General features: G+C 67.0%; 21 protein-coding genes. 12 read left to right on the top strand and 9 right to left on the bottom strand.

Features of this window, described 5'->3' with window-relative positions; genetic code table 11:
• Positions 1 to 39 precede the first annotated feature (39 nt).
• Entirely contained in the window at positions 40 to 1401 is a 1362-nt protein-coding gene (locus LZC94_42960) for a glutamine synthetase family protein (GenBank protein WXB14574.1), read from the top strand.
• Here LZC94_42960 and LZC94_42965 read toward each other — a convergent pair.
• Complete coding sequence (locus tag LZC94_42965; protein WXB20382.1) at positions 1383 to 2819, bottom strand: hypothetical protein; 1437 nt, start codon at positions 2817 to 2819, stop codon at positions 1383 to 1385. The genes LZC94_42960 and LZC94_42965 overlap by 19 nt on opposite strands.
• Positions 2801 to 3373, bottom strand: a complete 573-nt coding sequence (locus LZC94_42970) for a hypothetical protein (protein WXB14575.1) — start codon at positions 3371 to 3373, stop codon at positions 2801 to 2803. The genes LZC94_42965 and LZC94_42970 overlap by 19 nt, the downstream gene beginning before the upstream one ends.
• A 117-nt stretch (positions 3374 to 3490) precedes the next feature.
• Here LZC94_42970 and aspS point away from each other — a divergent pair, with 117 nt between their 5' ends.
• The 3 genes from aspS to LZC94_42985 all read left to right on the top strand — a co-directional run bounded on the left by aspS (position 3491) and on the right by LZC94_42985 (position 7485).
• On the top strand, positions 3491 to 5380 hold the full coding sequence (gene aspS / locus LZC94_42975) for an aspartate--tRNA ligase (protein WXB14576.1): 1890 nt from the start codon (positions 3491 to 3493) through the stop codon (positions 5378 to 5380).
• Positions 5381 to 5385: 5 nt separating this feature from the next.
• On the top strand, positions 5386 to 5904 hold the full coding sequence (locus LZC94_42980; protein WXB14577.1) for a hypothetical protein: 519 nt from the start codon (positions 5386 to 5388) through the stop codon (positions 5902 to 5904).
• Between the two features lie 150 nt (positions 5905 to 6054).
• Positions 6055 to 7485, top strand: a complete 1431-nt coding sequence (locus tag LZC94_42985; GenBank protein ID WXB14578.1) for a VWA domain-containing protein — start codon at positions 6055 to 6057, stop codon at positions 7483 to 7485.
• Positions 7486 to 7660: 175 nt separating this feature from the next.
• Here LZC94_42985 and LZC94_42990 read toward each other — a convergent pair whose 3' ends face one another.
• The gene (locus LZC94_42990) at positions 7661 to 8671 is read right to left on the bottom strand and encodes a hypothetical protein (protein WXB14579.1); all 1011 of its coding nucleotides are present in this window, start codon (positions 8669 to 8671) and stop codon (positions 7661 to 7663) included.
• 26 nt (positions 8672 to 8697) lie between these two features.
• Between LZC94_42990 and LZC94_42995 the strand changes: the two genes are divergently transcribed.
• The 3 genes from LZC94_42995 to LZC94_43005 are packed head-to-tail and all read left to right on the top strand — an operon-like array spanning position 8698 to position 11975.
• The gene (locus LZC94_42995; protein WXB14580.1) at positions 8698 to 9699 is read left to right on the top strand and encodes a hypothetical protein; all 1002 of its coding nucleotides are present in this window, start codon (positions 8698 to 8700) and stop codon (positions 9697 to 9699) included.
• Positions 9700 to 9722: 23 nt separating this feature from the next.
• Positions 9723 to 11369 (top strand): ATP-binding protein, encoded by a 1647-nt coding sequence (locus LZC94_43000; protein WXB14581.1) that lies wholly within the window; start codon positions 9723 to 9725, stop codon positions 11367 to 11369.
• Positions 11370 to 11402: 33 nt separating this feature from the next.
• A complete protein-coding gene (locus LZC94_43005; protein WXB14582.1) occupies positions 11403 to 11975 on the top strand; it encodes a redoxin domain-containing protein in 573 nt (190 codons plus the stop codon).
• Here the strand turns inward: LZC94_43005 and LZC94_43010 are convergent.
• On the bottom strand, positions 11959 to 12795 hold the full coding sequence (locus LZC94_43010; GenBank protein ID WXB14583.1) for an ABC transporter ATP-binding protein: 837 nt from the start codon (positions 12793 to 12795) through the stop codon (positions 11959 to 11961). The two genes, LZC94_43005 and LZC94_43010, sit on opposite strands and share 17 nt — an antisense overlap.
• Positions 12796 to 12953: 158 nt before the next feature.
• Here LZC94_43010 and LZC94_43015 point away from each other — a divergent pair, with 158 nt between their 5' ends.
• From LZC94_43015 to LZC94_43025, 3 genes are all read left to right on the top strand, one after another.
• Positions 12954 to 13619 carry a polyhydroxyalkanoate synthesis regulator DNA-binding domain-containing protein gene (locus LZC94_43015; protein ID WXB14584.1) on the top strand — a complete coding sequence of 222 codons (666 nt, stop codon included), beginning with the start codon at positions 12954 to 12956 and terminating at the stop codon, positions 13617 to 13619.
• Positions 13620 to 13693: 74 nt separating this feature from the next.
• Positions 13694 to 14452 (top strand): sigma-70 family RNA polymerase sigma factor, encoded by a 759-nt coding sequence (locus tag LZC94_43020; GenBank protein WXB14585.1) that lies wholly within the window; start codon positions 13694 to 13696, stop codon positions 14450 to 14452.
• 5 nt (positions 14453 to 14457) lie between these two features.
• Positions 14458 to 15345, top strand: a complete 888-nt coding sequence (locus LZC94_43025; protein WXB14586.1) for a zf-HC2 domain-containing protein — start codon at positions 14458 to 14460, stop codon at positions 15343 to 15345.
• 126 nt (positions 15346 to 15471) lie between these two features.
• On the opposite strand, the gene LZC94_43030 is transcribed toward LZC94_43025, so the two are convergent.
• The 4 genes from LZC94_43030 to LZC94_43045 all read right to left on the bottom strand — a co-directional run bounded on the left by LZC94_43030 (position 15472) and on the right by LZC94_43045 (position 20089).
• The gene (locus LZC94_43030) at positions 15472 to 16833 is read right to left on the bottom strand and encodes an aspartate aminotransferase family protein (protein ID WXB14587.1); all 1362 of its coding nucleotides are present in this window, start codon (positions 16831 to 16833) and stop codon (positions 15472 to 15474) included.
• The gene (locus LZC94_43035) at positions 16830 to 17756 is read right to left on the bottom strand and encodes a hypothetical protein (protein WXB14588.1); all 927 of its coding nucleotides are present in this window, start codon (positions 17754 to 17756) and stop codon (positions 16830 to 16832) included. Before LZC94_43035 ends, LZC94_43030 begins: the two co-directional genes overlap by 4 nt.
• A 4-nt stretch (positions 17757 to 17760) precedes the next feature.
• Complete coding sequence (locus tag LZC94_43040; GenBank protein ID WXB14589.1) at positions 17761 to 19215, bottom strand: aldehyde dehydrogenase; 1455 nt, start codon at positions 19213 to 19215, stop codon at positions 17761 to 17763.
• A 70-nt stretch (positions 19216 to 19285) separates the two neighbouring features.
• Complete coding sequence (locus tag LZC94_43045) at positions 19286 to 20089, bottom strand: acetoacetate decarboxylase family protein (protein ID WXB14590.1); 804 nt, start codon at positions 20087 to 20089, stop codon at positions 19286 to 19288.
• Positions 20090 to 20170: 81 nt separating this feature from the next.
• On the opposite strand from LZC94_43045, the gene LZC94_43050 reads away from it, so the two are divergent.
• A complete protein-coding gene (locus tag LZC94_43050; protein WXB14591.1) occupies positions 20171 to 21073 on the top strand; it encodes a fumarylacetoacetate hydrolase family protein in 903 nt (300 codons plus the stop codon).
• A 28-nt stretch (positions 21074 to 21101) separates the two neighbouring features.
• Entirely contained in the window at positions 21102 to 22538 is a 1437-nt protein-coding gene (locus LZC94_43055) for a glutamine synthetase family protein (GenBank protein WXB14592.1), read from the top strand.
• Here the strand turns inward: LZC94_43055 and LZC94_43060 are convergent.
• Positions 22520 to 23044, bottom strand: a complete 525-nt coding sequence (locus LZC94_43060; GenBank protein ID WXB14593.1) for a MarR family transcriptional regulator — start codon at positions 23042 to 23044, stop codon at positions 22520 to 22522. The genes LZC94_43055 and LZC94_43060 overlap by 19 nt on opposite strands.
• Positions 23045 to 23048 lie beyond the last annotated feature (4 nt).

Below are 23048 nucleotides of genomic sequence, written 5' to 3' on the forward strand. Positions count from 1 at the left end.
CACGCTGGATGCGAGGCATGGATACTGTAGCCTCCGTTTATGCGAGACGGAACCTTGAGGGCGGAGTTCGACGCGCGCGGCATTCGCAAAGTCAAACTGGGCGGTTTCGACGTCGACGGCGTACTTCGTGGCAAATACGTGTCATTGGAGAAATTCTGGAGCGCGCTGGAGCATGGCTTTGGCTTCTGCGACGTGATTTTCGGCTGGGACATCGGCGATGTGCTGTACGACAACGCCAAAGTGACCGGCTGGTCCACCGGTTACCCCGACGCTCACGCGCGCATCGATCCGGACACGTTCCGCGTGATCCCCTGGGAGCCCGACACAGCGGCCTTCCTGGTCGACTTCGTACAAAAAGACGGCACGCCGCACCCGGCGTGTCCGCGCTCGCTCTTCAAAACGGTGCTCGCGCGAGCGCACGCGCGCGGCTTCGATCCGATGTTCTCGGCCGAGTACGAGTTCTTCGTGTTTCGCGAGACGCCGGAGTCGCTGCACGAGAAGGGCTTTCGCAACCTCACGCCCATCTCGCCGGGCATGTTCGGCTACTCGTGGGTCCGCGAAGGGCAGCACGCCGATCTCATGCACGACATCCTCGATCGCATGAGCGCGTTCGACATTCCCATCGAGGGGCTGCACACCGAAACGGGCCCCGGCGTCTACGAGGTCGCCCTCCGCTACGACGCGGCCCTTCGCATGGCCGACAAGGCCGCGCTCTTCAAGACCGCGCTGAAGCAGCTGTGCGCGAGCCGCGGATTGTCCGTGACCTTCATGGCCAAGTGGAACGCCGATCTGCCGGGCGCGAGCGGGCATTTGCATCAATCGCTCTGGCGCCGCCACGGCGACACGACGAACCTGTTCTACGATCCGAGCGATCCGCAAAAGCTGAGCAAGATGGCGCGGCACTACGTCGGCGGCCAGCTCGCCACCATGCCGACCCTCACCGCGCTCTACTCGCCGACCATCAACAGCTACAAGCGCTATGTGCCCGGCGTGTGGGCCCCGCTCACGGCATCGTGGGGGATCGAGAACCGCACCTGCGCCGTCCGCGCCATCCCCGGCGACGAAAAGTCGACGCGCCTCGAATACCGTCAGACGGCCGCCGACATGAACCCGTACATCGCCATGGCCGCGTGCCTCGGCGCGGGGCTCTGGGGCGTCGAGCACAGCATCGAGGCGCCGCTCGAGGCCAAGGGCGATGCCTCGGGCCCGGACTCCGGCTTCGAGCCGCTCCCGCGCTCCCTGCGGGAGGCGACCCATCTGCTCTCGCGCTGCAGCGAGGCGCGGGTCATCCTGGGCGATGCCTTCATCGATCACTACGTGCGCACGCGCGAGTGGGAGGTGCGGCAGTACGAGCGCGCCGTCACCGAGTGGGAGCTTCGCCGCTATTTCGAGGCCGTATAGGCCGTCGGCGGATCGGCCGGCGCAAAGGCGTGCAGATCTTCATCGGCGCGCGCCACCAGATCGCGATCGTGGGCCGCCGCGATGGCGATCGCGCGCGCGCGGAGCGGGACGGCGGTCAAGGCGCGCAAATCGGGGTTGTCGGGGTTGGCCATCGCCTTCCCCAGCTCGATGCGCGCCGGTAAGAACGCTTCGAGCGCGCGTTTTCGCTCCAAGTTGCTGCGCGGCTCCGGGTGAAAAAGGTCGAAGGGGCCGCGCGCCACCAGGTGCCTCGCCACCGTGCGATCCCAATTCGGCTGAAAGACGAGCGCCAGCGGGCGCTCGGTGGCGAGCACCGTAAGCCCCCACTCGCTGGGAACGCCCGCCAGGGCCATATCCCGAAAGAACGGCGCCAGCTTGGGCTCGCGCGCGAGCTCGCGGGTGGCCGGGCGCGCGCCCACGCTGCCCACCGATACGATGGCCAAATCGGGCCGCAACAACCCGCCCACCCGAAGCGCCACCAGGTGCGTGGCAAATCGATCATCGGGCGCGAGGAGCACGGTGCGCGCGGGCAGCTCCCCAAACAGCGCCTCATGCCGCGGCATCCGCGCCGCACGCGCGCGCTCCTCGCACCGCATCGACGTTTCATCGAGCATCACCACCGGAAACGCCACCTCGAGCAGCACGATCATGGCCGCGCTCACCGACGCCCCCGGCAACCGCGCCGCCGACACCATCCGCACCAGCGCCTGCATCGTCACCGCCGCCAGCGCGGCCAACACCACCACGCCCGCCAACGTCACCGCCGCATAGCGCGTAGGCCCCGCCTTCACCCCCAGCTCGAGCGCTCCTGCCGCCATCGCCCCCACGGCCACCAACGCCGCCACCAAAGGCCGCGCCGCACGCGAAAACAGCGCGAGCACCAGCCCCGCCCCCGCCAGCACGAGCGCCAGCCACCCGAGCTGCTCATACGCAAACACCGCCGGCCGGACCTCGGCTCCGCGTTCCCCCCACCACGACCAAGCCCCACCGACCCAAAACGGCGTCCGCCCTCTTCGGAGCATCGCCGCCGCCAATGGGGCAAAAACCGCCGCAACCCCCGCCACGAGGACCAGGCGCCCCGGTAGCCCCAACCCCAAGGAACCAAGCCGCCTCGAGCCCTTCCCCGCCCGATAAAACCAAGCCACACCATTCCCCGCCGCACACGCCGCAACCGCCGCAGCCCCCACCCAAGGCTCGTACACCACCGCCGCCCCGCACGCGATCCACGCCCAAATCCCCCACCCCGGCGCAAACACGACCGCCCCCACGGCGAACATCACCAACAGCGCCCCCAGCACCTCCCCTCCCGGCGCCATCGCCTCCGTCTGCCAAGCGATGGACACCGTCGCCATCAGCGACCCAATCGCCGCCACCGTCGCCGTCAACTTCCCAGCCCCCACACCCGATCCGGCCGCACCCGCTGCGCCAGCTGCAGCCCCAAGCCCCGCACCCGCACGCCCTCCCGCACCTGATCCGGCCTCACCCGCCGCACCCGCACCCGATCCGGCGTCACCTGCCCCCGCCCCAAGCCCTGCACGCAGCCCCGCACCCGCACCCGCACCCGCACGCGGCCCGACCCCACCCCCACCGCCACCAACAACCCCCGAATCACCGCATACACAACCCCGCCCGCCACCCCACAAACCACGGCCGACGCCACCCCCGCCCGAAACGTCTGCGTCCCCACCGGCAGCACCAAAAACACCGCCGCCACCACCGCATCGAGCGCCCGCGACGGCCCGTCCCACCCGAGCCCCACGGTGCGAACGACCCCGCCGTCGTGCGCGACGTCCGTCAAGTTTTCCACGTGAAACACTGCCGCCAAGGCGGGCACGGCCACAGCCACCGCGAGCATGAGCCGGTCGTAAAATGCCCAATTTCCTGCCGCGCGCGCCGCGCCGGCTTCCTCTTCGTGCTCTTTGTGCTCGCCTCCCCCGGTCTGCCTCGTCCCCATCGGCTCGCCGAAGTAACCCTAGTTTGCGAAAGCTTTCCAACTTTCGCGAAGTTCGCAAAGAACGAACCCCCATAGCGTAGAATGCCGGCCTCACAAAACTTCGAAGCGAGGTCGGCCTTGGCCAGGTTCATCGACGAGCTGAAACGCAACGCCCATTGTGGCGAACTCCGTGCACAAGACGAAAACAGGGAAGTGGTCCTCTTTGGCTGGGTCGCCAGCTACCGCGACCACGGCGGCTGTGTCTTCGTCGATTTGCGCGATCGTGAGGGTATCACCCAGCTCGTCTTCGATCCCAATCGCGAAGGCCATGGCAATCTCCCCCGCACCGCGTACGAGCTGGCGCAAACCCTCCGCTCGGAGTGGGTCATCGGTGTGCGCGGACTGGTGGTCGGTCGCGGCGCCAATAAGAATCCGCGCCTCGCCACCGGCGAAATCGAAGTTCACGTCGTCGAGCTATCGGTCTTCAACAAGGCCGAAACCCCGCCCTTCGAGATCCTCGACGAGCTCGACACCTCGGAGGAAAAGCGCCTTCAGTACCGCTACCTCGACCTTCGCCGCGCCCCGCTCCAGCGCACCTTGCGCACGCGCCATCGCATCCACCAAACGACGCGCCGCTATTTCGACGACAAGGGGTTCCTCGAGCTCGAGACCCCCTTCATGGTGAAATACACGCCGGGCGGCGCGCGAAACTTCCTGGTGCCCAGCCGCGTTCACCCGGGCAAAGTGTATGCGCTGGCCGAGAGCCCGCAGCTCTTCAAGCAGCTCTATATGATCGCGGGCTTCGACCGCTATTTCCAGATCGTCAAATGCTTCCGCGACGAGGACCCGCGCCTCGATCGGCAGCCCGAGTTCACCCAGATCGACGTGGAGATGTCCTTCGTCAGCCAGACGGACGTCTTTCGCACCATGGAAGGGCTCATCTTCCGGTTGTGGAAGGAGGTCCTCGGCATCGATCTGCACGACCTCTATCCGTCGGGCCGCTTCCCGGAGATGCCCTTCGAAGAGTCGATGAAGCACTACGGCAACGACAAGCCGGACCTTCGCTTCGAGCTCCCGCACACCGATCTCACCTCGCTGGTCATCGAGCACGGCGGCGGCGGCATCCCCTTCTTCAAGGACATCGCCGACAAGTTCCGCGACGGCACGTACCGCCGCGATCTCCCGGCGCAAATCGTCAAGGCGTTGCGGGTGCCGGCGCAGGTGGCGGGCCAGTCGCTCTCGCGCACCGAGGTCGACAAGCTCGAGGACTTCGTCAAAGGCATGGGCGCCAAGGGGCTCGCGCGCGCCAAGGTCGACCTCGAGGGCAACTGGACGCAGTCGCCGCTGGCGAAGACGGTCACCCCGGAGATGCGCCGCGCCATCAACCAGGCCGTGGGCGCCGGCGACGGCGACTTGATCCTCTTCCAGTTCGGCAAAGAGAGCGTCGTGCAGACGGTCATGGCCAACCTGCGCGTGCACCTCGCCAAGAAGCTCAAGATGATCCCCGAGGTCGGTCACGGTGGGCAGTTCAAGTTCCTCTGGGTCGTCGACCCGCCGCTGTTCGAGTACGACGACGACGCCAAGACCTGGGTGGCCGCGCACCATGCCTTCACGCGCCCGCACGACGAGCACGTCGGCCTCATCGACAAGGATCCCGGAAAGGTCCTCTGCCACCGCTACGATCTCGTCCTCAATGGCTTCGAGATCGGCGGCGGCTCCATCCGCCTCCACGATCCCGTGGTGCAGGCCAAGGTGTTCGCCGCCATGGGCATCGCCGATGAAGACGCGCGGCAAAAGTTCGGCTTCTTGCTGGACGCGCTCCGCTTCGGCGCCCCGCCGCACGGTGGCATCGCCGTGGGCATGGACCGGCTTGCCATGTTGATGGCTGGGGCGGAAAGCTTGCGCGACGTCATTCCGTTCCCCAAAACTCAAAAGGGTACGGACCTCATGACCGACGCGCCCACGCGTCCCACCGCCGACCAACTGGCCGAGCTGCGCATCCGCGTGATCGAGCCACCCACGAGTTAGCCGGAATGAACCACCGCCCCCGCGCACGACGCGCCCACCTCGCCCTGCTGACCTTGCCTCTCGCCGTGGTGGCCCTCGTCGTCACGGCGGCGTCGTGCGACGACGGCTCGCACCCGTACAATGCGCAGCAGTTCGATCGGCAGCGCCGTTGCCTGGGGCCCGCGGTGAGCCTCGACGTCGTCACGGGGAGCGATCCAGGCGCAGGATGTGCCGTCAAATGCCTGGTTCCACGCTCGGCCTCGGGAAAGGCGGACACGCCGCTCTACGTGAGCACGCAGTGCCCGCCCTATCCCGCGCTCTTCGACACCAGCGGAACGCAACCCGGTTGCGACGAAGCCATTGCCGCCATGGAACGCGGCGATCATTGCCTTGCCGACGGTGGCTCGAGCCATCCAGGACCGACGGATGGCGGCGGCAATCCGCGGCCCGACGGCGGCGGCCAAGCCCAGGATGCGGCGGGTGATTCGGCAAGTGATGCGACATTGCAGGACGCGAGCCTCGATGCCGATGCATCGGATACGTGAGAACGTGTGTCGTGGGGTGAACCCGCGGCGCACCTCTTAAGCGGTTGGTCGGGCCAAAGAAAGAAACACCACGCCACCACCCAGCCAGCCCGCCCGGCATCTCGCCATCCCCTTCTTAGCCAGCCGCTTTCGTCATCCAAGGAGGGTTGCATGCTTCGGCGCAGAACTTGGCTCATGGCCGTGCCCGCGGCTTACTTCGCTGCATTGGGCATCGCGCAAGGTTGCGGTGGTGACAATGGTGCCACCGTGTTTCCGGAGCTCGACTCCGGCGACAACCGCCCCGACACCGCGTACCAAGAGCCGGACGCGCAATTCTCCGCGCGACCGCGTGAGGACGGCAGCAGCTCGCGCGGCGATGGAGGCTGGGAGGGCGCCGCCTGCGCCACATCGAACGCCGTCGCGTTTCGGCTGCCCATTTACATGCAGATCGTCCTCGATGGCTCCGGCAGCATGGACGGCATCGGCGACAATGGGTTCATCCCGGGCAGCCGCGAAATGGATCCGCTCAACAACGAGCGCATCACCCGAGACGACCAAGGCGTCACGCAGCCCAATGGTCTCACCGGCAAAAAGTGGCTGGCCGCGCGCGGCGCGCTCGGAGCGTTTTGGCATCGGGTGGCAGGGCAGAACAGCACCACCTTCGGCGTAGGGCTGTATCTTTTCTCGAGCACGGACGCGAAGCCCAGCGACCAAATCGACGTCGCGCTCAAATCCGTCAACGCGGCCCAAGAAGCGGCGCTCAACACGCGGGTGGTCCCCCAAACCGGCGGCCTCGGCGGCGATCCTCCGCCGCGCGCCAGCCGCGTTTACCCATCGGGCGGCACGCCGCTGCTCGATGCCATCTCCGGACAGGGAAAACTCCTGGCGAAGTTCGATCCGACGGAGTCGTCCACGGGCCTCGAGAAAGGCGGCAAGCGCGTGCTCGTGGTCATCACGGACGGGGTCCCGACCCCCGGACGCAACGGCGACGCGGGCGGCGCGGATCGAACGCAGCAACAGGAGAACGAGCTCGTCAAAGCTGCGGCCGCAGGCTTGAGCAACGGCAACCCGTCGGTCACCACCTTCGTCATCGGCGTGGGCAACCCCACCGATGCGGTGACCGACTACGACGAGCGCTTCCTCGCCCAACTGGCCATCAAAGGCGGCGCGGCCGACCCATCGAAGTGCAACCCCAACTGGGGCGACGGGGACATGAGCGGCGAGCCGTGCCACTTCCAGATCACCCCCGGCTCCAAGAGCGCCGCGGAGCTGGCCGACGAGTTCAACGCGGCCATCACCAAGATCCGCGATGTGGTGGTCCCGTGCGAGTTCGCGCTCGAGCGGCAGCTCGACGCGGGCCAAGTCGATCCGGACAAGGTCAACGTGGTCTACACCCCCGGCGGCGGCGGGCCCGACACGCAAATCGGCAAAGACACCAGCAACGGCTGGACCTACGACGGCTACAACTCCGACGCCGGCGGACTGCCGAGCAAGGTCATCTTGAACGGCAACGCCTGCAAAACCTTGAAGAACGACGCCGGCGGCAAGGTGCGCATCGTCTTGGGGTGCAAGACGGGCGATCCGGTCATCAAGATTCATTGAAAGCGACCCGTTGACGCGACGGCACTGGGATCCACCGCAAGGGCGCCAGGATCGCCCGCGGCGAATGACATTTCAACGCCCCTGCAAGGCGCGCAAAAAATCGCCATCGGGTCGAAGCCGAACGCGCGGGGATCCACCGCAAGGGCGCCAGGATCGCCCGCGCGAATTTTTTCGTTCAGCGCCGCAGTAAGGCGCGCAGGACGGCCATCGGGTCGAAACCGAACGCGCTCGGAACGAGATCGTCGCGCGTGCCCGCGCCCAGGCGTTTGCGTAAGCTCTGCACGACCGGATCGAACCAGCCGATGCGCGAGGCCAAGTTGCGCAGGCCTTCCAGCGCGTAGCGCGACACGTCGACGCCGAGGGCGAGGCCCACGGCGCTCGGGATGGGCGTGACGACCACGTCGCGAAGGGCCACCGCGCGACCCCACGCGCCCGGGCGCGGATCGATTTGAAGCTCGCGGAAGCGCTCCACCTCGGCGAAGAAGCCGAGCGAAAGGGGACCGTAGTGATCCTCGACCGCGCGCACCAAGTGACGGTAGTCGCGGCGCCACTCGCCGGAGAGGAGGCCCATGGCGGGCCGGAGCTCGTCGGGACCCGCGAGCACATCGAAGCCCCGGCCGCGGCGGCGGGCGACGAAGGCGGTCCAGAGCTCCTCGTCCTTGAACATGCCGAGCACGATGGCGTGGCCGTCGGCGCAGATGGAGTTCATGGTGCGCTCCATCATCACGGGGGTGGGCACGGGGAAGCCGTGCAGGCGGCGCGGCCAGCTCTCGATGGCGCCCTCGCGGATCATCTCGCGCACGATGCCCACGAGCAGAAGCGACTGCTGCGTGAGATCGTCGCTGCGGTGCACGCGCGCGCCGAAGCGCTCCATCACCTCGTCGAGGGCACCGCGCTCGGCCGCGACCACCCAGCTCGCGTGATGCGCCAGCGCCAGCTCGGAGAGGGAGGCGCGGGCGAGCGCGTCCGTGCGGGCGGCGGGCGCAGCGGCCGCGGGGAGCTCCAGGCGGCCCTTGCGGGTGTGAACGAGCTTGTGGATGGCGCCTTTTTCGACGATGGCGACTACGCCGCCACGCGGGCGGGTAGGCTCGGCCGCCGCGCGCACGGCGCGGGGTTTCCATAGATCGAGGAAGCGCGACCAGTCTTCGGTCTTCCACCCTTCGAAACGGACATCGGCGGTCAGCACGGCCGGCGAGTGTAGACTACGCGGCCATGCCGGTAACCGCGGAAGGGCTTTTTTTGACTCACTTCTTGCCCCTGTATCCAGCCGATGCGCGCGATGACCTCGCTCGCGCGCGCACGGTGGACGCAAATCCTGGGCAAAATCCTGCTATTTTGGCGCACCTGGAGGAGGCGGCCCGCATCTTCGCCGCCCGCGCCCCCGCCCTTCTGGAGCTCTCGGACGACGAGCTCCGGCTCGACTTCTCCGACGCGAGCGTGCACCGCCTGAGCGCCGCGCTCACCCCGAGCCGCCGCGATCGCTGGCTCGAACGTGGCGAGCCGGGCACGGCCGACAATGAGCTCTTCAACCTCGTCGTCCACGGCGCCGCCTACGTCGGTGTGTGCATCCTGCACGATTCGCGGCGCCGAGCGCGCTGGGCGGTGCGCAGGCCTTTGTGGGAGAGCGTGATCGAGCTCGCGTCCCCGGCGGGCGAAGCGCACCTCGCCATCTTCCAATGGTGGCTCAAGTCGCTCAGCGACGACGCCCTCGCCCCGTCGAGCGAAACCGCCAGCCCCACCGTCTATGCCGGCACCCTGGCCGATCGCTACCGCACCCACGTGGAGGTCCCCACCTCGCGCGTCGACCTCCTCCCGCCCATCGCCCCCAAGGACCGAAGGCTCCCGCGCATCGCCAAGGTCCGATACGATGTACTTTACAAGCATCTGAAAGCGCACCTCCCCGAGCTGCGCGATCTGGGCAGCGACTTTCCCCGCGCCGAGCGCTTCGCCGACATGGGCCTGAAATGGCTCGATTTTCTGCTCCTCGGTGAGGGCGGCGCGGACAATCCGGCGCGCATGCTCCTCATGTATGGGCCGGGCGAGGGCGGACTTCACCTCATTTGGCTGGATTTGGGCGGGTTTCACAAAGCGTCGTTCATCCCGGCCGACGCGTTCCCCGAGCCCATCGTCAAGCTCGAAGGCGACCAGCTGGTGGCCATCGTATCGTGGGAGGGAAAACCGGTCGCGCACCACATGCTGTGGTGGGGCCCTTGAGCGTACGGCGCTAGAGTGTAGCCGTGCGTATCCCCGGAAAGACCGAGCGGCGGCTGGCGCTCGCCATTCTCGTGTCGGCGATCCTCCCGCTGCTCATGGCGATGCTGCTCGCGAACTCCCTGTTCAAGCAGGCGGTGGCCATCTGGTTCAAGCCCGAGTGGGGTCAGCAGCTCGATCGCGGGGTGGACATCTACAAGGATTACGTCAAAGCCATCCGCGACGACATGAAGCACCAGGCCGCCGCCATCGCGGCCGACGAGGTGCTCCGCGAAGCCGCCACGCACCGCAACACGGAGCTGATCGAGGCGCAGCTCGACGCGCTCTTTCCGCGCTTCCCCTCGCTGGTATCGCTCCAAGTCCTCGACCCCGATCACAAGCTGCTCGCCACCCGCGATCGCGGCCGCCCGGTGGACGACACCGCCGAGTTGAGCCTCAAGGTCCCCAAGCCCCTGTCGAACGATCCGGCGCCGCCGTCGCTCGAGGCCGTGTTCGTGATCGATCGGCACCGCATCGACGAGCTGGCGCAGGCCGGCGAAGTCGTCGCCAGCTACCACCAGGTGGAGGCCTCGCGCGGGGAGTACTACGCGGGCTACCTGAAGGCCTTCGCCGCGCTGCTGGGCATCACGTTCCTGGTCACCATTTTGCTCGGCACCTTGCTCGCGCGCGGCGTGACATTGCGCATCAACCGCCTGGCCGCGGCCATCAACTTGGTGGCGCAAGGCGATCTCTCGGTGCGGGTGCCGGTCACCGGCTCCGACGAGCTCACCGATCTGGCGCGCACCTTCAACCGCATGATCACGGAGATGGGCCAATCGCGCGCCCGCATCGAGTTCCTCCAGCGCATGGGCGCGTGGCAAGAGATGGCGCAGCGCCTGGCGCACGAGATCAAAAATCCGCTCACCCCCATCCAGCTCGCCGTTCAAGAGTGCCATCGCAAATACGCCGGCGACGACGCGCGCTTTCGCGCCCTGCTCAATACGACCTTGGAGATCGTGGAGGAGGAGGTCGGCACATTGCGGCGGCTGGTGGGCGACTTCTCCAACTTCGCGCGCCTCCCCAACGTGGACTTGAAGGAGTCGAGCCTGCGCGAGTTCTTGCGCGAGTGCTCGGAGCAGCTCACGCACCTGGAGGAGACGAGCTTCCCCGGAGAGGGGGTCGACGTGGAGCTCACGGCCAACGTCGACATCTCGTGGGATCTGCCCCAAGAGCCGCTGGTGGCGGCCATCGACCGGCAAATGTTGCGGCGCGTGGTGGTCAACTTGGTGCGCAACGCGGTGCAAGCCATCCGCGACGCGCACTACGGCCCGGGCGACAAGCCGCAGGTACCGGAGGGCACGAACATCGGGCATGTGCACGTGAGCGCCATCCGGGGTGAGAACGGCGGCGTCTCGATCATGATCGACGACGACGGCCCGGGCGTCCCCGAAGCATCGCGCACCCGCGTGTTCGATCCGTACTTTACGACCAAGGCCGATGGCACCGGGCTCGGCCTGGCCATCTGCAAAAAGGTCGTCGTCGAGCACGGCGGGGCCATCGACGTCGCCGAGAGCCATCTTGGCGGCGCGCGATTCATCGTGCACCTGCCGCCGTCGGCGCAGCAGATGACCGAACGCGCACGAACGGCGCGCGATCTGGCCATCTCTCAGGGAGTTTCGACCGCCAGCCGCTAACGGCCCCCGCGGGGACGTGCTAGAGCCAATGCCATGTCGATGACTGCCGAACCATCCCAGACTTCCCGCGACGGCGGCGGCGTTCTCTACACGGTGGCCATCGTCGTGATGGTGCTCGGCGTCGTCTTCGGGTTCGCCGTTCTGCCCCGCTGGTTTCGCGGCTCGGAGGGCGGCGCGCTCGCGGGCAAGGCGGGGCCGGAATTTCAGCTGGAGCTGGTGGCGAACGCGCCGCAGATCGGCAAGCGCACCATCGCCCTCAACGAGTACAAGGGCAAAGCCGTCATCCTCGACTTTTGGGCCACCTGGTGCGGCCCCTGCCAGGCGCAATCGCCCGTGCTCGATCGCCTCGCCCATCGTTACGAGAACGATGTCGCCGTCCTGGGCGTGAACACCAGCGACGCCCCCGGCGCCGCCGCCCAGTGGATCAGCGATCATAAAATTTCCTACCCCATCGTCTACGACGACGACGGAGACGCGGCGCGTCTTTACAGCGTCGTCAACCTGCCCACCTTGGTGATCCTCTCGCGCGAGGGAAAGATCATCGCCGTCCGAGAAGGCTTCACCGCCGCCTCCGAGCTCGAGTCGCTCATCAAGCGCGCGCTTTAGCGCCGCGCCCGCGCATCGGTAGGAAAAAGCGGGCCCCGGTGAGCTCGTTCATGCCGGCGTAGAGATCCGTATCGAAGGTGGCGCAGAGGTTCGCGTACGTCATCACCTCGTCCACCGGCCCCACGGCGAGCAGCCGTCCCGCCTTCACCAGCGCGACGCGCGTGGCGTACTGCGTTGCGATGTTGATGTCGTGCATCACCACCACGCACGCCAGCTTGCGGCGCGCGGTCTGCTCGGCGAGCAGGTCGTAGAGCGCAATTTGATGGCGCACATCGAAAAATGCCGCCGGCTCGTCGAGCAAGAGCACGCGCGAGCGCTGCGCCAGGGCGCGGGCGATGGCCACCCTTTTTTGCTCCCCGCCGCTCAGGGCGGACACAGGGCGATCCGCCAGTGCGGCCAGGTCGCAACTTTCTATTGTCTCCTGAACAATCGAGACGTCCTCGTCGGTGGCCCGCATCCAACCACCTTGGTGCGGGGCACGTCCCATCATGACAACATCCCGGACACGGAAACCAAACGCCACGTCCTCGGTTTGCCCAACGACCGCCATGGTGCGGGCGATGGCACGCCGATCGTGGTGCATCAACGGGGTTCCAAATAGCCGAACCTGCCCGGAAGACGGCGCAAGCGTGCCGGAAAGCACACGAAGCAGCGTGCTTTTGCCCGCTCCATTGGCGCCGAGCAAGGCGACGAGCTCTCCCTCGCGAACCGCCAGGTCGATGTTATCGAGCACGAATGTAGCCGAAGCCTCGGTCTTCGCTCCGCCCGGGGGTGCGTAGCTCGCTCGCACCCCGACGGCCTCGAGCGCCTCCAACGTCAATTCTCGCCCCGACTGGTTCGCATCAAGGTACGCTCTAAAGGTAAGCTTAACCTAATACCAGCACCCGAGCTCACCCCGCGCCCAACCTGCAGGGCCCAGGTGAGACACGAGGGACCCACGTTTTTCTTTTCGAACCGAAGACGGAGGCAGCGTCAATCGTGGACACCAAGCCCGAGACAAGCTCGCAGACCGCCGACAACGCGCAATTGACTTCCGAGCGTCAGCGGCGCGTGATCAAGCGGTACTCAAATCGCAAACTTTACGACACCAAGGACAGTCGCTACGTCACGCTGCTGCAGATCGCCGAAATGGTGCGCACAGGTGAAGATGTACAGATCATCGACAACACATCGAAGGAAGATCTGACGGAGGTCACCCTCGCGCAAATCATCTACGAGGAGCAGAAAGCTCACTCGCGGAACGTGCCCCTGCAAACGCTCAAGGAGCTGATTCATTCGCGCACGGAGAAGGTGCTCTCGGACCTGCGCGAAGGTCCCATCGGCCGGCTCATCCCGGTCCCCAAAGGCAAAACGGAGGGCGAGGTCGAGGCGGCAGAAACCGTCGAGGTGGTGCGCGAGGAAGCCCACGCGTCGAAGCCGAGCCTCGTGGACCAAGCCAAGGAAACGCTCGAAGATTGGCAGCACAAAATCGACGAGCGCATTCGCAGCGTCCTACCGAGCTCGACCCCCTGGGAGGCGCTTCAGAACGAGGTGCGCCGGCTGGGAGTCCGCATCGATGAGCTCGAGAAGAAGTTGAAGGCGGCCAAGGGAAACAGCGAAGAGAAAGAGTCGACCAACCAAGGACACGAGGAGGACGTAAAATAGCGTCTGGGGTGGAGCGCCGGCTCGCGTTCGGATACAGCTGGGCCCGTTATCCGTGAGTTAAAACGGCGGGCGCGTTGGAGGAGGATGCGTATCGTTCTGGGGAATACCTGCTCGATACCCTCTGTTGGCTGCCAGTGAAGGGACGCTCCACCATGTCGGCTTTCGTTGCGGAAGACGAAAAGATCAAAGATTCCGATACGTTCACAGAAGAGACCCTGTCTCATCTGGACGCCATGTACGCTGTGGCGTGTCGGCTGACCCGAAATCCGACCGAAGCGGAAGACCTCGTTCAAGACACGATGGTGAAGGCCATGCGTGCCCGCGATCAATTCCGGGCCGGCACGAACCTCAAGGCGTGGCTCTTCCGAATCCTCACGAACACCTTCATCAACAAGTACCGTAGAGGCGGACTGGAGCGTTCTCTCTTCGACGGGCCGGACGCCGATCCGCTCGCCGACGGCTGGGTGAGCGCATCGACCATGCGGCAGCTTCGCGATCCGGAGCAGATTGCGTTGATGCCCATCGTCGAGGGCGAAGTTCGCTCCGCGCTGGACAAGCTCCCCGCCGAGTTCCGGCTGGCGGTCGTCCTCTGCGACGTGGAAGAATTTTCATACGAAGAGATTTCCGAAATTATGGGCTGCCCGATCGGAACGGTCATGAGCCGGCTGCATCGGGGACGTAAGCTTCTTCAACGTGCCCTCTATGGACACGCGCTCGCTTTGGGTATCGTCAAGGGTGAGGACAATGTCGGGAGCTCCAACGAGAGCGCGCAGCGCGACTCCGAGCCCACCGACATCGCCGCGTATCGAGCGAAGAGGCGAAAAGTCGGATGATCAGCATGAGCCCCCGCAGCATCAACAGCACGTGCACGCACTATAGTCATCTGCTCGGTGCGTACGTCGATGGTGAATTGGAGCCATCCCGTGTGCTCGAAGTGGACGAGCACGTGGCCGGTTGCGAAACGTGCCGTGAGCGAGTGCAGCTCGATCACGCGGTGCGCGGTTCGCTGAAGCGCACGGTGAAGACCACGGCGCCCGAGGGACTGCGCCTGCGCGTGGTCGCCGCCATGGCCGCCGAGCACGAACGCGGTGAGCGCCGCGCCGATGCGCAAGCAGGCTTCTTCAGCGCCCGCCGCACGGGCAAAGCCCAAGAGACGGGCTTGATGTGGCGCGCGATGGTGCCGCTGGCGAGTGCCGCTGCACTGGCCATCGTATGGGGCACCGCCACGCGCGGGCCGATGAGCAAGAGCACGTCGAGCGACCGCCGCGCAGCGGGCCTGGCGAGCGACAGCTTGATCCAAGATTTGGTGGCGGAGCACTCGCATCCCCTCCCGCCCGAGCGCACCGATCCCAAAGACGTGCGCGAGCTCGAACGCTATGTCGGCGTCCCCGTACGTCCGACCAGCTTCGAGAAGCGAACGGGCGCCCGCCTCGTCGGCGGCCGCGTCCTGCCGATGGTCCACCACGAGCGCGCCGCGATGCTCCAATACGAAATCGGCTCCGGCGCCGAAATGCGGCGGGTCAGCGTCTTCGTCTACGATCCGCGCCACATCCAAGTCGACGACGAAGGCCTCGCACCCCGCGCCGTCGGCACCGCCCAAGTCCGCGTCGCAGAGGTCAACGGCTATCGACTGGCCGTCACCCAACGCGCAGGCGTCGGCTACGCGGTCGCAAGCGACCTCGATGCCGATCGCAACGCCCAACTCGCAGCCTTCGCCGACGAATAGCCGTCCTCGCCGCTCGCGCAGCGGCACCTGCTACACCCGGTAGCTGCCGGCTCCCGCCTTTCGGCTCCTTCTTCCCCAGGACGAGGGTCGAGGTGGGGGCGCCGGCCGGAGAAACGACGGCAACGCCTACGCGCTGAGCGACGCCTGAAAGGCGCCCTCCAGAATCGCCAAAGCGCGATCGATGTCGTCACGCATGGCGTTGAGCGGCGGCAAAAAGCGGATCGCATTTTTGTGCGGACCGCAGCGTAGGAGCAGCAGCCCGCGGGCACGAGCCTCGTCGAGGATACGCTGCGTGAGCTCCACGGCGCTCTCGCCCTCGCTCGAGAGCTCGATCGCCAACATACACCCGAGACCGCGCACCTCGGCGACGCGAGGAAACCGCGACTGCAGCCCCGTGAGCCCCGCATGCAATTGCGCGCCGAGCGCCTGACTGCGCTCGAGGAGCCCCTCTTCTTCGAAGACGTCCAGCACCGCCAACGCCGCCGCACACGCCAACGGATTCCCCGAGTAGGTGCCACCCAGCCCGCCCGGCGCCGGCGCGTCCATGATCTCGGCTTTGCCAACGACCGCCGACAACGGAAGACCGCCCCCCAGGCTCTTGGCGAGGGTCATCAAATCCGGCTCGATGCCAAAGTGCTGAAACGCAAACATGCGCCCCGTGCGCCCGAAGCCCGTCTGGATCTCGTCGAGCACCAGCACGATGCCGTACGCCGTCGCGAGCCGGCGTAGCTCCTTTAGAAACTCCGGCGGCGCCGGCACGAAGCCCCCCTCCCCGAGCTGCGGCTCGACCAGGAACGCGGCGACCCGATCGCGCGGAACGCGCGTGGCAAAGAGATGCTCGAGCGCACGGAGCGCCGCCTCGGTGCTCACCCCGTGGAGCGCGTGCGGAAAGGGCGCGTGGTACACCTCGGGCGCGAACGGGCCGAAGTTTTGTCGGTAGAGCGATCCGGTCGCCGTGAGGGTCATGCCGAGCAAGGTGCGACCGTGAAAGCCGCCGTCGAAGGCAATGACGGCCGGCCGGTTCGTATACGCCCGCGCGATCTTGACGGCATTCTCGACCGCCTCGGCGCCGGTGGTGAGCAACAACGTCTTGTACGCAGCGCGCGACGACGAAGGCGAAGGCAGCGGCTGCGAGAACGCCCCGCGCGAGGAGGACAGCGGCTGCGACGACGACGCCCGCGACGAAGGCAGCGGCTGCGACCGCGCACCGGAGACCAGCGCATCGAGCCGCTCTGCGAGCTCCACGTACGGCGCGTACGTGGCGACTTGAAAGCACACGTGCGTGAATCGCTCCAGCTGCAGGCGCATCGCGCGGACCACGCGCGGGTGGTTGTGCCCCACATTCACGACCCCGATGCCGCCGATGAAGTCGAGGTACTCCTTGCCGTTCGCGTCCCAAACACGCGCCCCCTCGGCGCGGACCACCTCGATGGGGTGCGCGGTCGCAACACCGCGCGCGACGCTCGCCTGCCTTCGCTCGATCGTCATGGCCTTACCGTAGCTCGACTTTCCGAATGAATTTCCTGGGGAATGGACCAGGAGCCACCTTCCGGCCGCTCGAACCACACGTGGGCTTGGCCGGTTCCCACCGAGTTCTCGTAGGCCGAGAACGGGATCCCCCTCGCCTTGCATGCATCGCCCCCGAGCGCCCCCACCATCATCAGATAATGGCCGAACTTACCCTCGGGTGCGTGCTTTTGGTACTCCGGCGCAAAATCGATCACCTTCCGATGCTCGCCGGCCCGCAGCCATGCGAGCACCTGCTCATCGGCCGCCCGCGCCTCGGCGCTGAAAATGTGCTCCGGGCTCGAGGACTCGCAGTGGCGCAGGGCCTTGAACGGAACCATGCGGTGGCTCAGCCCTCCCGACGCGAGGAGCACCACCCGCCGATCCGCGAGGCCCGCGATGGCCTCGGCGATCAGCTTGCCGAGCAGAAGAAAGTCGTCCGCCTCGCACGTCTGGTTGACACCCACGGAGACCCAGCGCTCGCCGCCATCGAGGTACGTCCAGAGGTTCACGGTCCCGTAGAAGATGGGCAGCAGCGGATCGTCGCACGCAAGGGCCCATGTATCGTTGCGCGACTTGGCCAGCCGCTCCACGGCAAAGGCCAGCTCGGGATCGCCCGGCATGTCGTAAGCGATGTCCTTCATACCGCGCGGCAGCTCGTGCGACGTAAAGCGTCCGTGGCGGCGCGCGTGGGCTGTGAGGATGTGCTCGAAGGTGACGATCCAGTGCGTATCGAACACCACGAAGGTGTCGGCCTTCAGGCGATCGAGCACCTCGGTGCGCAACCGGCGAAGGCCGGGCACGAGCGACGTGTCCTCGCCCCCGTTGAGCGAACGCCGCACCGGCTCCGGAAGCATGATGCCCGGCGCGTGCGACACGATGGCCGCGCCCACGATTTCTCCCATGTCGTCAACTCCAAGGGGCGGTGCAGACGTTCTTCACGTCGGCGTAAAAGTCGAAGCTCCACGTTCCCCCCTCGCGCCCGATGCCCGATTGGCGTGCGCCCCCGAACGGTGCGCGCAGATCGCGGACGAAGAAGCAGTTGACCCACACGGTCCCCGCGACCAGCCGCGCCGAAACACGCTCCGCGCGGGCTCGGTTCGAGGTGAACACCACGGCGGAGAGCCCGTAGCGGGTGCCGTTCGCCAGGGCGATGGCCTCTTCTTCGTCGTCGAACCGCTGCAAGGTGAGCACCGGACCGAACACCTCCTCGGAGAGGATCTCCGCCCCCGGAGGCACGTCGACGAAGAGCGTGGGCCGGTAGTAAAGGCCGCCCGCCTCGCGATTCGGCTCGCCGCCGAGCACCGCGCGGGCGCCCTGCTCGCGCGCCGTGCGGACGAAGCGATCGACGCGCTCCAGGTGCTCGCGCGTGATCTGCGGACCGATGTCGCTCCTCGGATCGCGTGGATCGCCTTGGTGCAGACCGCGCGCGCGCTCCAGAAAACGCGGAAGGAACGCGTCGTACACGTCACGGTGCACCAGCAGCCGCGTGGCCGCCAAGCAAACTTGGCCGGCGTGATCGTATTGCCCCACGGCCTGTTCGACGGCGCGATCCAGATCGGCGTCCTCGAACACCAGGAGCGGCGACTTTCCGCCGAGCTCGAACGATACGGGCGTCAGGTTGCGGGCCGCCGCCTCGGCGATGAGGCGCGCCGTTTGCGTGGAGCCGGTGAACGAGATGCGGCCGACGTCGGGGTGGCGAACGAGCGCAGCCCCCGCCTCTTCGCCCAACCCTTGAACGACGTTGAAGGCGCCGGGCGGCAGCCCCGCCTCGTGTGCGATGTCGGCCAGAAGCGAGGCGGTGAGCGGCGACCACTCGGCCGGCTTGAGGACCACGGTGGCCCCGGAGGCGAGCGCCGGCGCGATCTTCCACGTGGCCAGCATGAGCGGCGCGTTCCAAGGCGTGATCAGGGCGACCACGCCCGAGGGCTCCCACCGCACATGGTTCATGTGGCCGCGCGTCTCGAAGTCGGGCGCGCCGAGCGCCTCGAGGTGCTCGGCAAAAAACCGGAAATTGTGCGCGGCGCGCGGCACGACATTGCGCTGCATCGACCGAAGGAGCGCCCCCGCGTCCCGCGTCTCCACCGCCGCCAGCTCCGGGATGCGGCGCTCGATGCCCGCGGCGATGGCACGCAGCACACGCGCGCGCGCGGCGGGAGGCGTTTGGCCCCACGTGCCAAACGCGGATCGTGCAGCGGCCACCGCGCGATCGACCTCGCGCGCGCCACCGCGGGCGACCTGCGCGATCACCGCCCCGTCGATGGGCGAAATGTCGTCGAACACGTCTGCGGAGCCCGCGCGCTCGCCCGCGATCCAATGCTCCGTCGAAACTTCGACCCCTTCGACCGTCGTTCGGTTCCCCACGTGCATCTCCTTTAGAGTCGCTTTGATTCGCTCTTCGTCCGTTCTCGACCTGTTCGCGCCCTCGCGCGCTTCATTCGCCGCGCGCGGCATCCAACGTCGTTCCACCCTCGAAGGTGACGCCCACGCTGCGAAAGTATCCGGCGATCATCTCCCGCGGCCCGAGCGCGCTCAGCTCCTCGGTGGGCGACGAAAAGACATTGAGCTCCGCCCCACCGGTCCACGCCGGCCCCAACTCCACATCGCGCCCCTTCATCGTCACCAGCTCCTTCATCGAGGGCGGCGCCCCCGCCTCGATGGACGGCCAATCGCGCGAGTGCAGCATCGGAAGCGCATTGACGAAGCCCGCGCCTTCCGACGGTCCCGTGATCGTAAAACGCGCCTCCGCCAAACGACGGCCCTGCGCGGAGAGCGTGGCACCAAAACGGCCGCCCGGCTCCAGCCGCGGCCCCGCGCGCCCCACGGTAACAGGGCGCGTCATATGAATGGCCCCGAGCTTCTTCGGGTAGCCCTGGTGCCAACCGCGGGCCAGCGCAAAGTCGGTATCGACCCAAATGTATACGCAGCGGGAGTAGTGCTGCCCGCGCCATTTGCAGCGCACCACCACGAAGCATTCTTTGTATTGTGCACGCACCGGATCGTCGAGCTCCTCGAACGAGTCGGAGCATGACTGCCAATCGGCCCAGAGAATGGCCACCGCGCCGGGATCGTCGTCCGCGAGGTCGATGCCGTCCGGTAGCAAGGCGGCGACCCTCGAAGGATCGGTTCGATATTCGATGGTGACGATGTCGCCGGAGTAGTGCCACGGCGGAGGGCGAACGATGGAGGCCCGACCTTCGGGCGTTCGAGGCGGCAAGAAGCCTTGAAGCGGAGCCATCGCTCGCAGTATAACGCCAAATAGTTTGGTACCAAATCAATTTGCCGGGCGGGCGGGCGACGGCAAGGACGAGGTGGGACAATGGAGACGCGACGCATTCTCGTGGACGGAGCACCGCTCGCGGTGCGCGTGGACGGCGGGGCAAACGATGGGGAGCTCGTGGCGGCCGACGGAAGACGCTTTCGAGCCGATGCGGTTCGGCATCTTCCGCCGTGCGAGCCCACGAAGATCCTCTGCGTGCACCTCAACTACGAGAGCCGGCGCGCGGAGTTCGGCGCGACCCTGGCGGACGCGCCCACGTATTTTCACAAGCCGGTGAGCTCCCTCAACGCGCACCTCGGGGATGTGGTTCGCCCGCCGCCCTGCCGTTATTTGAACTACGAGGGCGAAATCGCCATCGTCATCGGACGCACCACCAAGAACATCCGCCCTTCGGAGGCGGCCGATTGCATCGCGGGCTACACCATCGCGTGCGACTACGGCCTCCATGACTTTCGGGACACCGACGCGGGCTCGATGCTCCGCGTAAAAGGCTCCGATACTTTGTGCCCGCTCGGTCCGGGGTTGGTCACCGAATGGAACTTTCGCGCCAAGCGAATTCAAACCTTGGTGAACGGCGCCGTGCGCCAGGACGGCACCACCGATGAGATGATCTGGGATATGCATTATCTGGTGGCGGATCTCGCGCGCACCATCACGCTTCGACCCGGTGATGTGATCCTCTCCGGCACGCCGGCGAGCTCGCGACCGGTCCAGCCGGGGGACGTGGTGTCGGTCCGCGTGGAGGGACTCGGCACCTTGACGAACCGCATCGTGGAAGGCGAGGCGCACGTTCGCGATGACGTGGGCGCGCAACCTTCCGACTCGGAAGAGGTGCTCTCCACCGCGCTGGGTGGCGATTGGGAGTTTCGCGGCATTCGCGCGCCACGGAAGACACAGCCAGCGCAGCCAACACCGACGACACCGAAGTCGCGGCGCTCATGAATCCAATGGCCAACGAGGGGATGAAGCCATGACCAACAACTTCGCCGGAAAGCGTTTGCGCCTGCTTTGGTCGGATTTGCTCGGGCTCGAACGCGGGAAGTACCTGTATGGGAAGAAGGCGGAGTCGGGTCATACCAACTTTGCCATCACCACATTCGTCACCATGCTCGACAAGACGATCTTGTCCGTGCCCGGCCTGGCGTACGACGTGGGCTTGGCCGATATGCAAAGCCGTTGCGACACGGGATCGCTGCGGCCCGGGTGGGAGCCCGACACCCTCGTGGCCATGTCGGATCTCGCGCGCGATGGATCGCCGCTCCCCATCGATCCGCGTCAGGTCCTGCGGCGCGCGTGCGTCCCTTGGCTGGAGATGGGGCTCTATCCGCAATTGGCGTTCGAGCTGGAGTTCTACCTTCTTGCGCCCGCGGTCCCCGGCGCGCGCGATATTCGCGACGTTCGTGATATTCGCAAATTCCAGCCCATCGAGGCGCCGGCGCCGCGCGTGTATGGCACGGGCCCCGCGGTGGATCCCGACGGGGTGCTCGATGAGATGGCCCGCGCGGCGGTGGCGTCGGGGTTCCCCATCGAGGGGTTCAGCACCGAGTTCGACGACGCGCAGTTCGAGATCAACCTCGGCTACCGCGACGCGCTGGCCGCCGCCGACGATGCGTTCTTGCTTCGCGTTCTGGTGCGCGAGGTGGCCATGCGCCTCGGCCATCGCGCCACCTTTCTCGGCAAGCCGTTCGCGGAGCGCGCGGGGAGCGGGATGCACGTCAACCTGAGCTTCCGCACCACCTCCGGCGAGAACGCGCTGTGGGATCCGAACACCGCCGATGGGCTCTCGCTCAAGGCGCAACGTTGTGTCGGCGGGCTCCTGGCGCACCACGATGGATTGGCCGCCATCTTCGCGCCCAATGTTTACGCGTACCGGCGGCTGCGCCCGGGGCAGATGAACGGCTATTGGGCCAACTGGGGCTACGACGATCGCACCGCGGCCGTGCGCATCCCGCCCGAGCGTGGCGCGGGAACGCGGCTCGAGCACCGCACGCCCGATGGTGCCTCCAATCCGTACTTGGTCGCCGCGGCCATGCTGCACGCCGCGCGCCTCGGCGTGGAGCAAGGGATCGCGCCGCCGCCGCCGCAACGGCTCGGCGGAAAATCGAAGGCGTCCGCCGGCGCCGGGGTCGGCGCAGGCGTCTGCATCCCCGATTCGCTCCCCGCCGCGCTGGCCGCGCTCGCCGCCGATACGCCGCTCTGCGCGGCGCTCGATCCGGAGCTCGTGCGCGTCTTCACCGCCGTGAAGCGCGCCGAATGGGAGCACCACAAAGCGGCGTTTCCGGATGCCGCGCCCGCGCCGATTTCGGCAGCCGCGCCGACTTCCACGGCCGCGCCGATTTCGGCGGCCGCGCCGACTTCCACGGCCGCACCCGACGAAGCGCGCGCGTTCTACTTATCGTTCTTCTGATTCTTCGGATCGACCCCGCGCAGCAACGAACGCAGCAACCCCGCCAGCTGATCTTGCTCCGCCGGCGCGAGGCAGCTCGCCACCGCCGCTTCTTCGGCGTTGAACGAGGGGAACACGCGCTCGATGGTGCGCCGCCCCTTGGTGGTGAGCTCCACGAACACGGTGCGGCCATCGTGCTCGCCCGGGCGGCTCTTCACCAAGCCGCGGCGCTTCAAGGTGGCGACCACGCCGGTGGCCGTGGGCCGGCTGATGCACACGGCGGACGCGAGATCGCGCACCTCCATATCGCCCCAGACCCAGAGCACCCACAGCGAGGAGAACGACGTCCACGAGAGCCGGTCGGACGCGAGCACATTGGCCTCCAGACGCCGGCGCACGGCCATCGACGCGCGGAACAAATTGGAGATGGCCGCCATGGCGCGGAAGTCGAGGGGCAAGCCCCCGAGCTTCTCCATGACCTTGCTCTCCGCCGGCAGCAGCTCGGAGCGAACGGCTCGCTTGTCCACGGAC

The sequence above is a fragment of the Sorangiineae bacterium MSr11954 genome (assembly GCA_037157815.1).
GTDB lineage: Bacteria > Myxococcota_A > Polyangia > Polyangiales > Polyangiaceae > Pendulispora > Pendulispora albinea.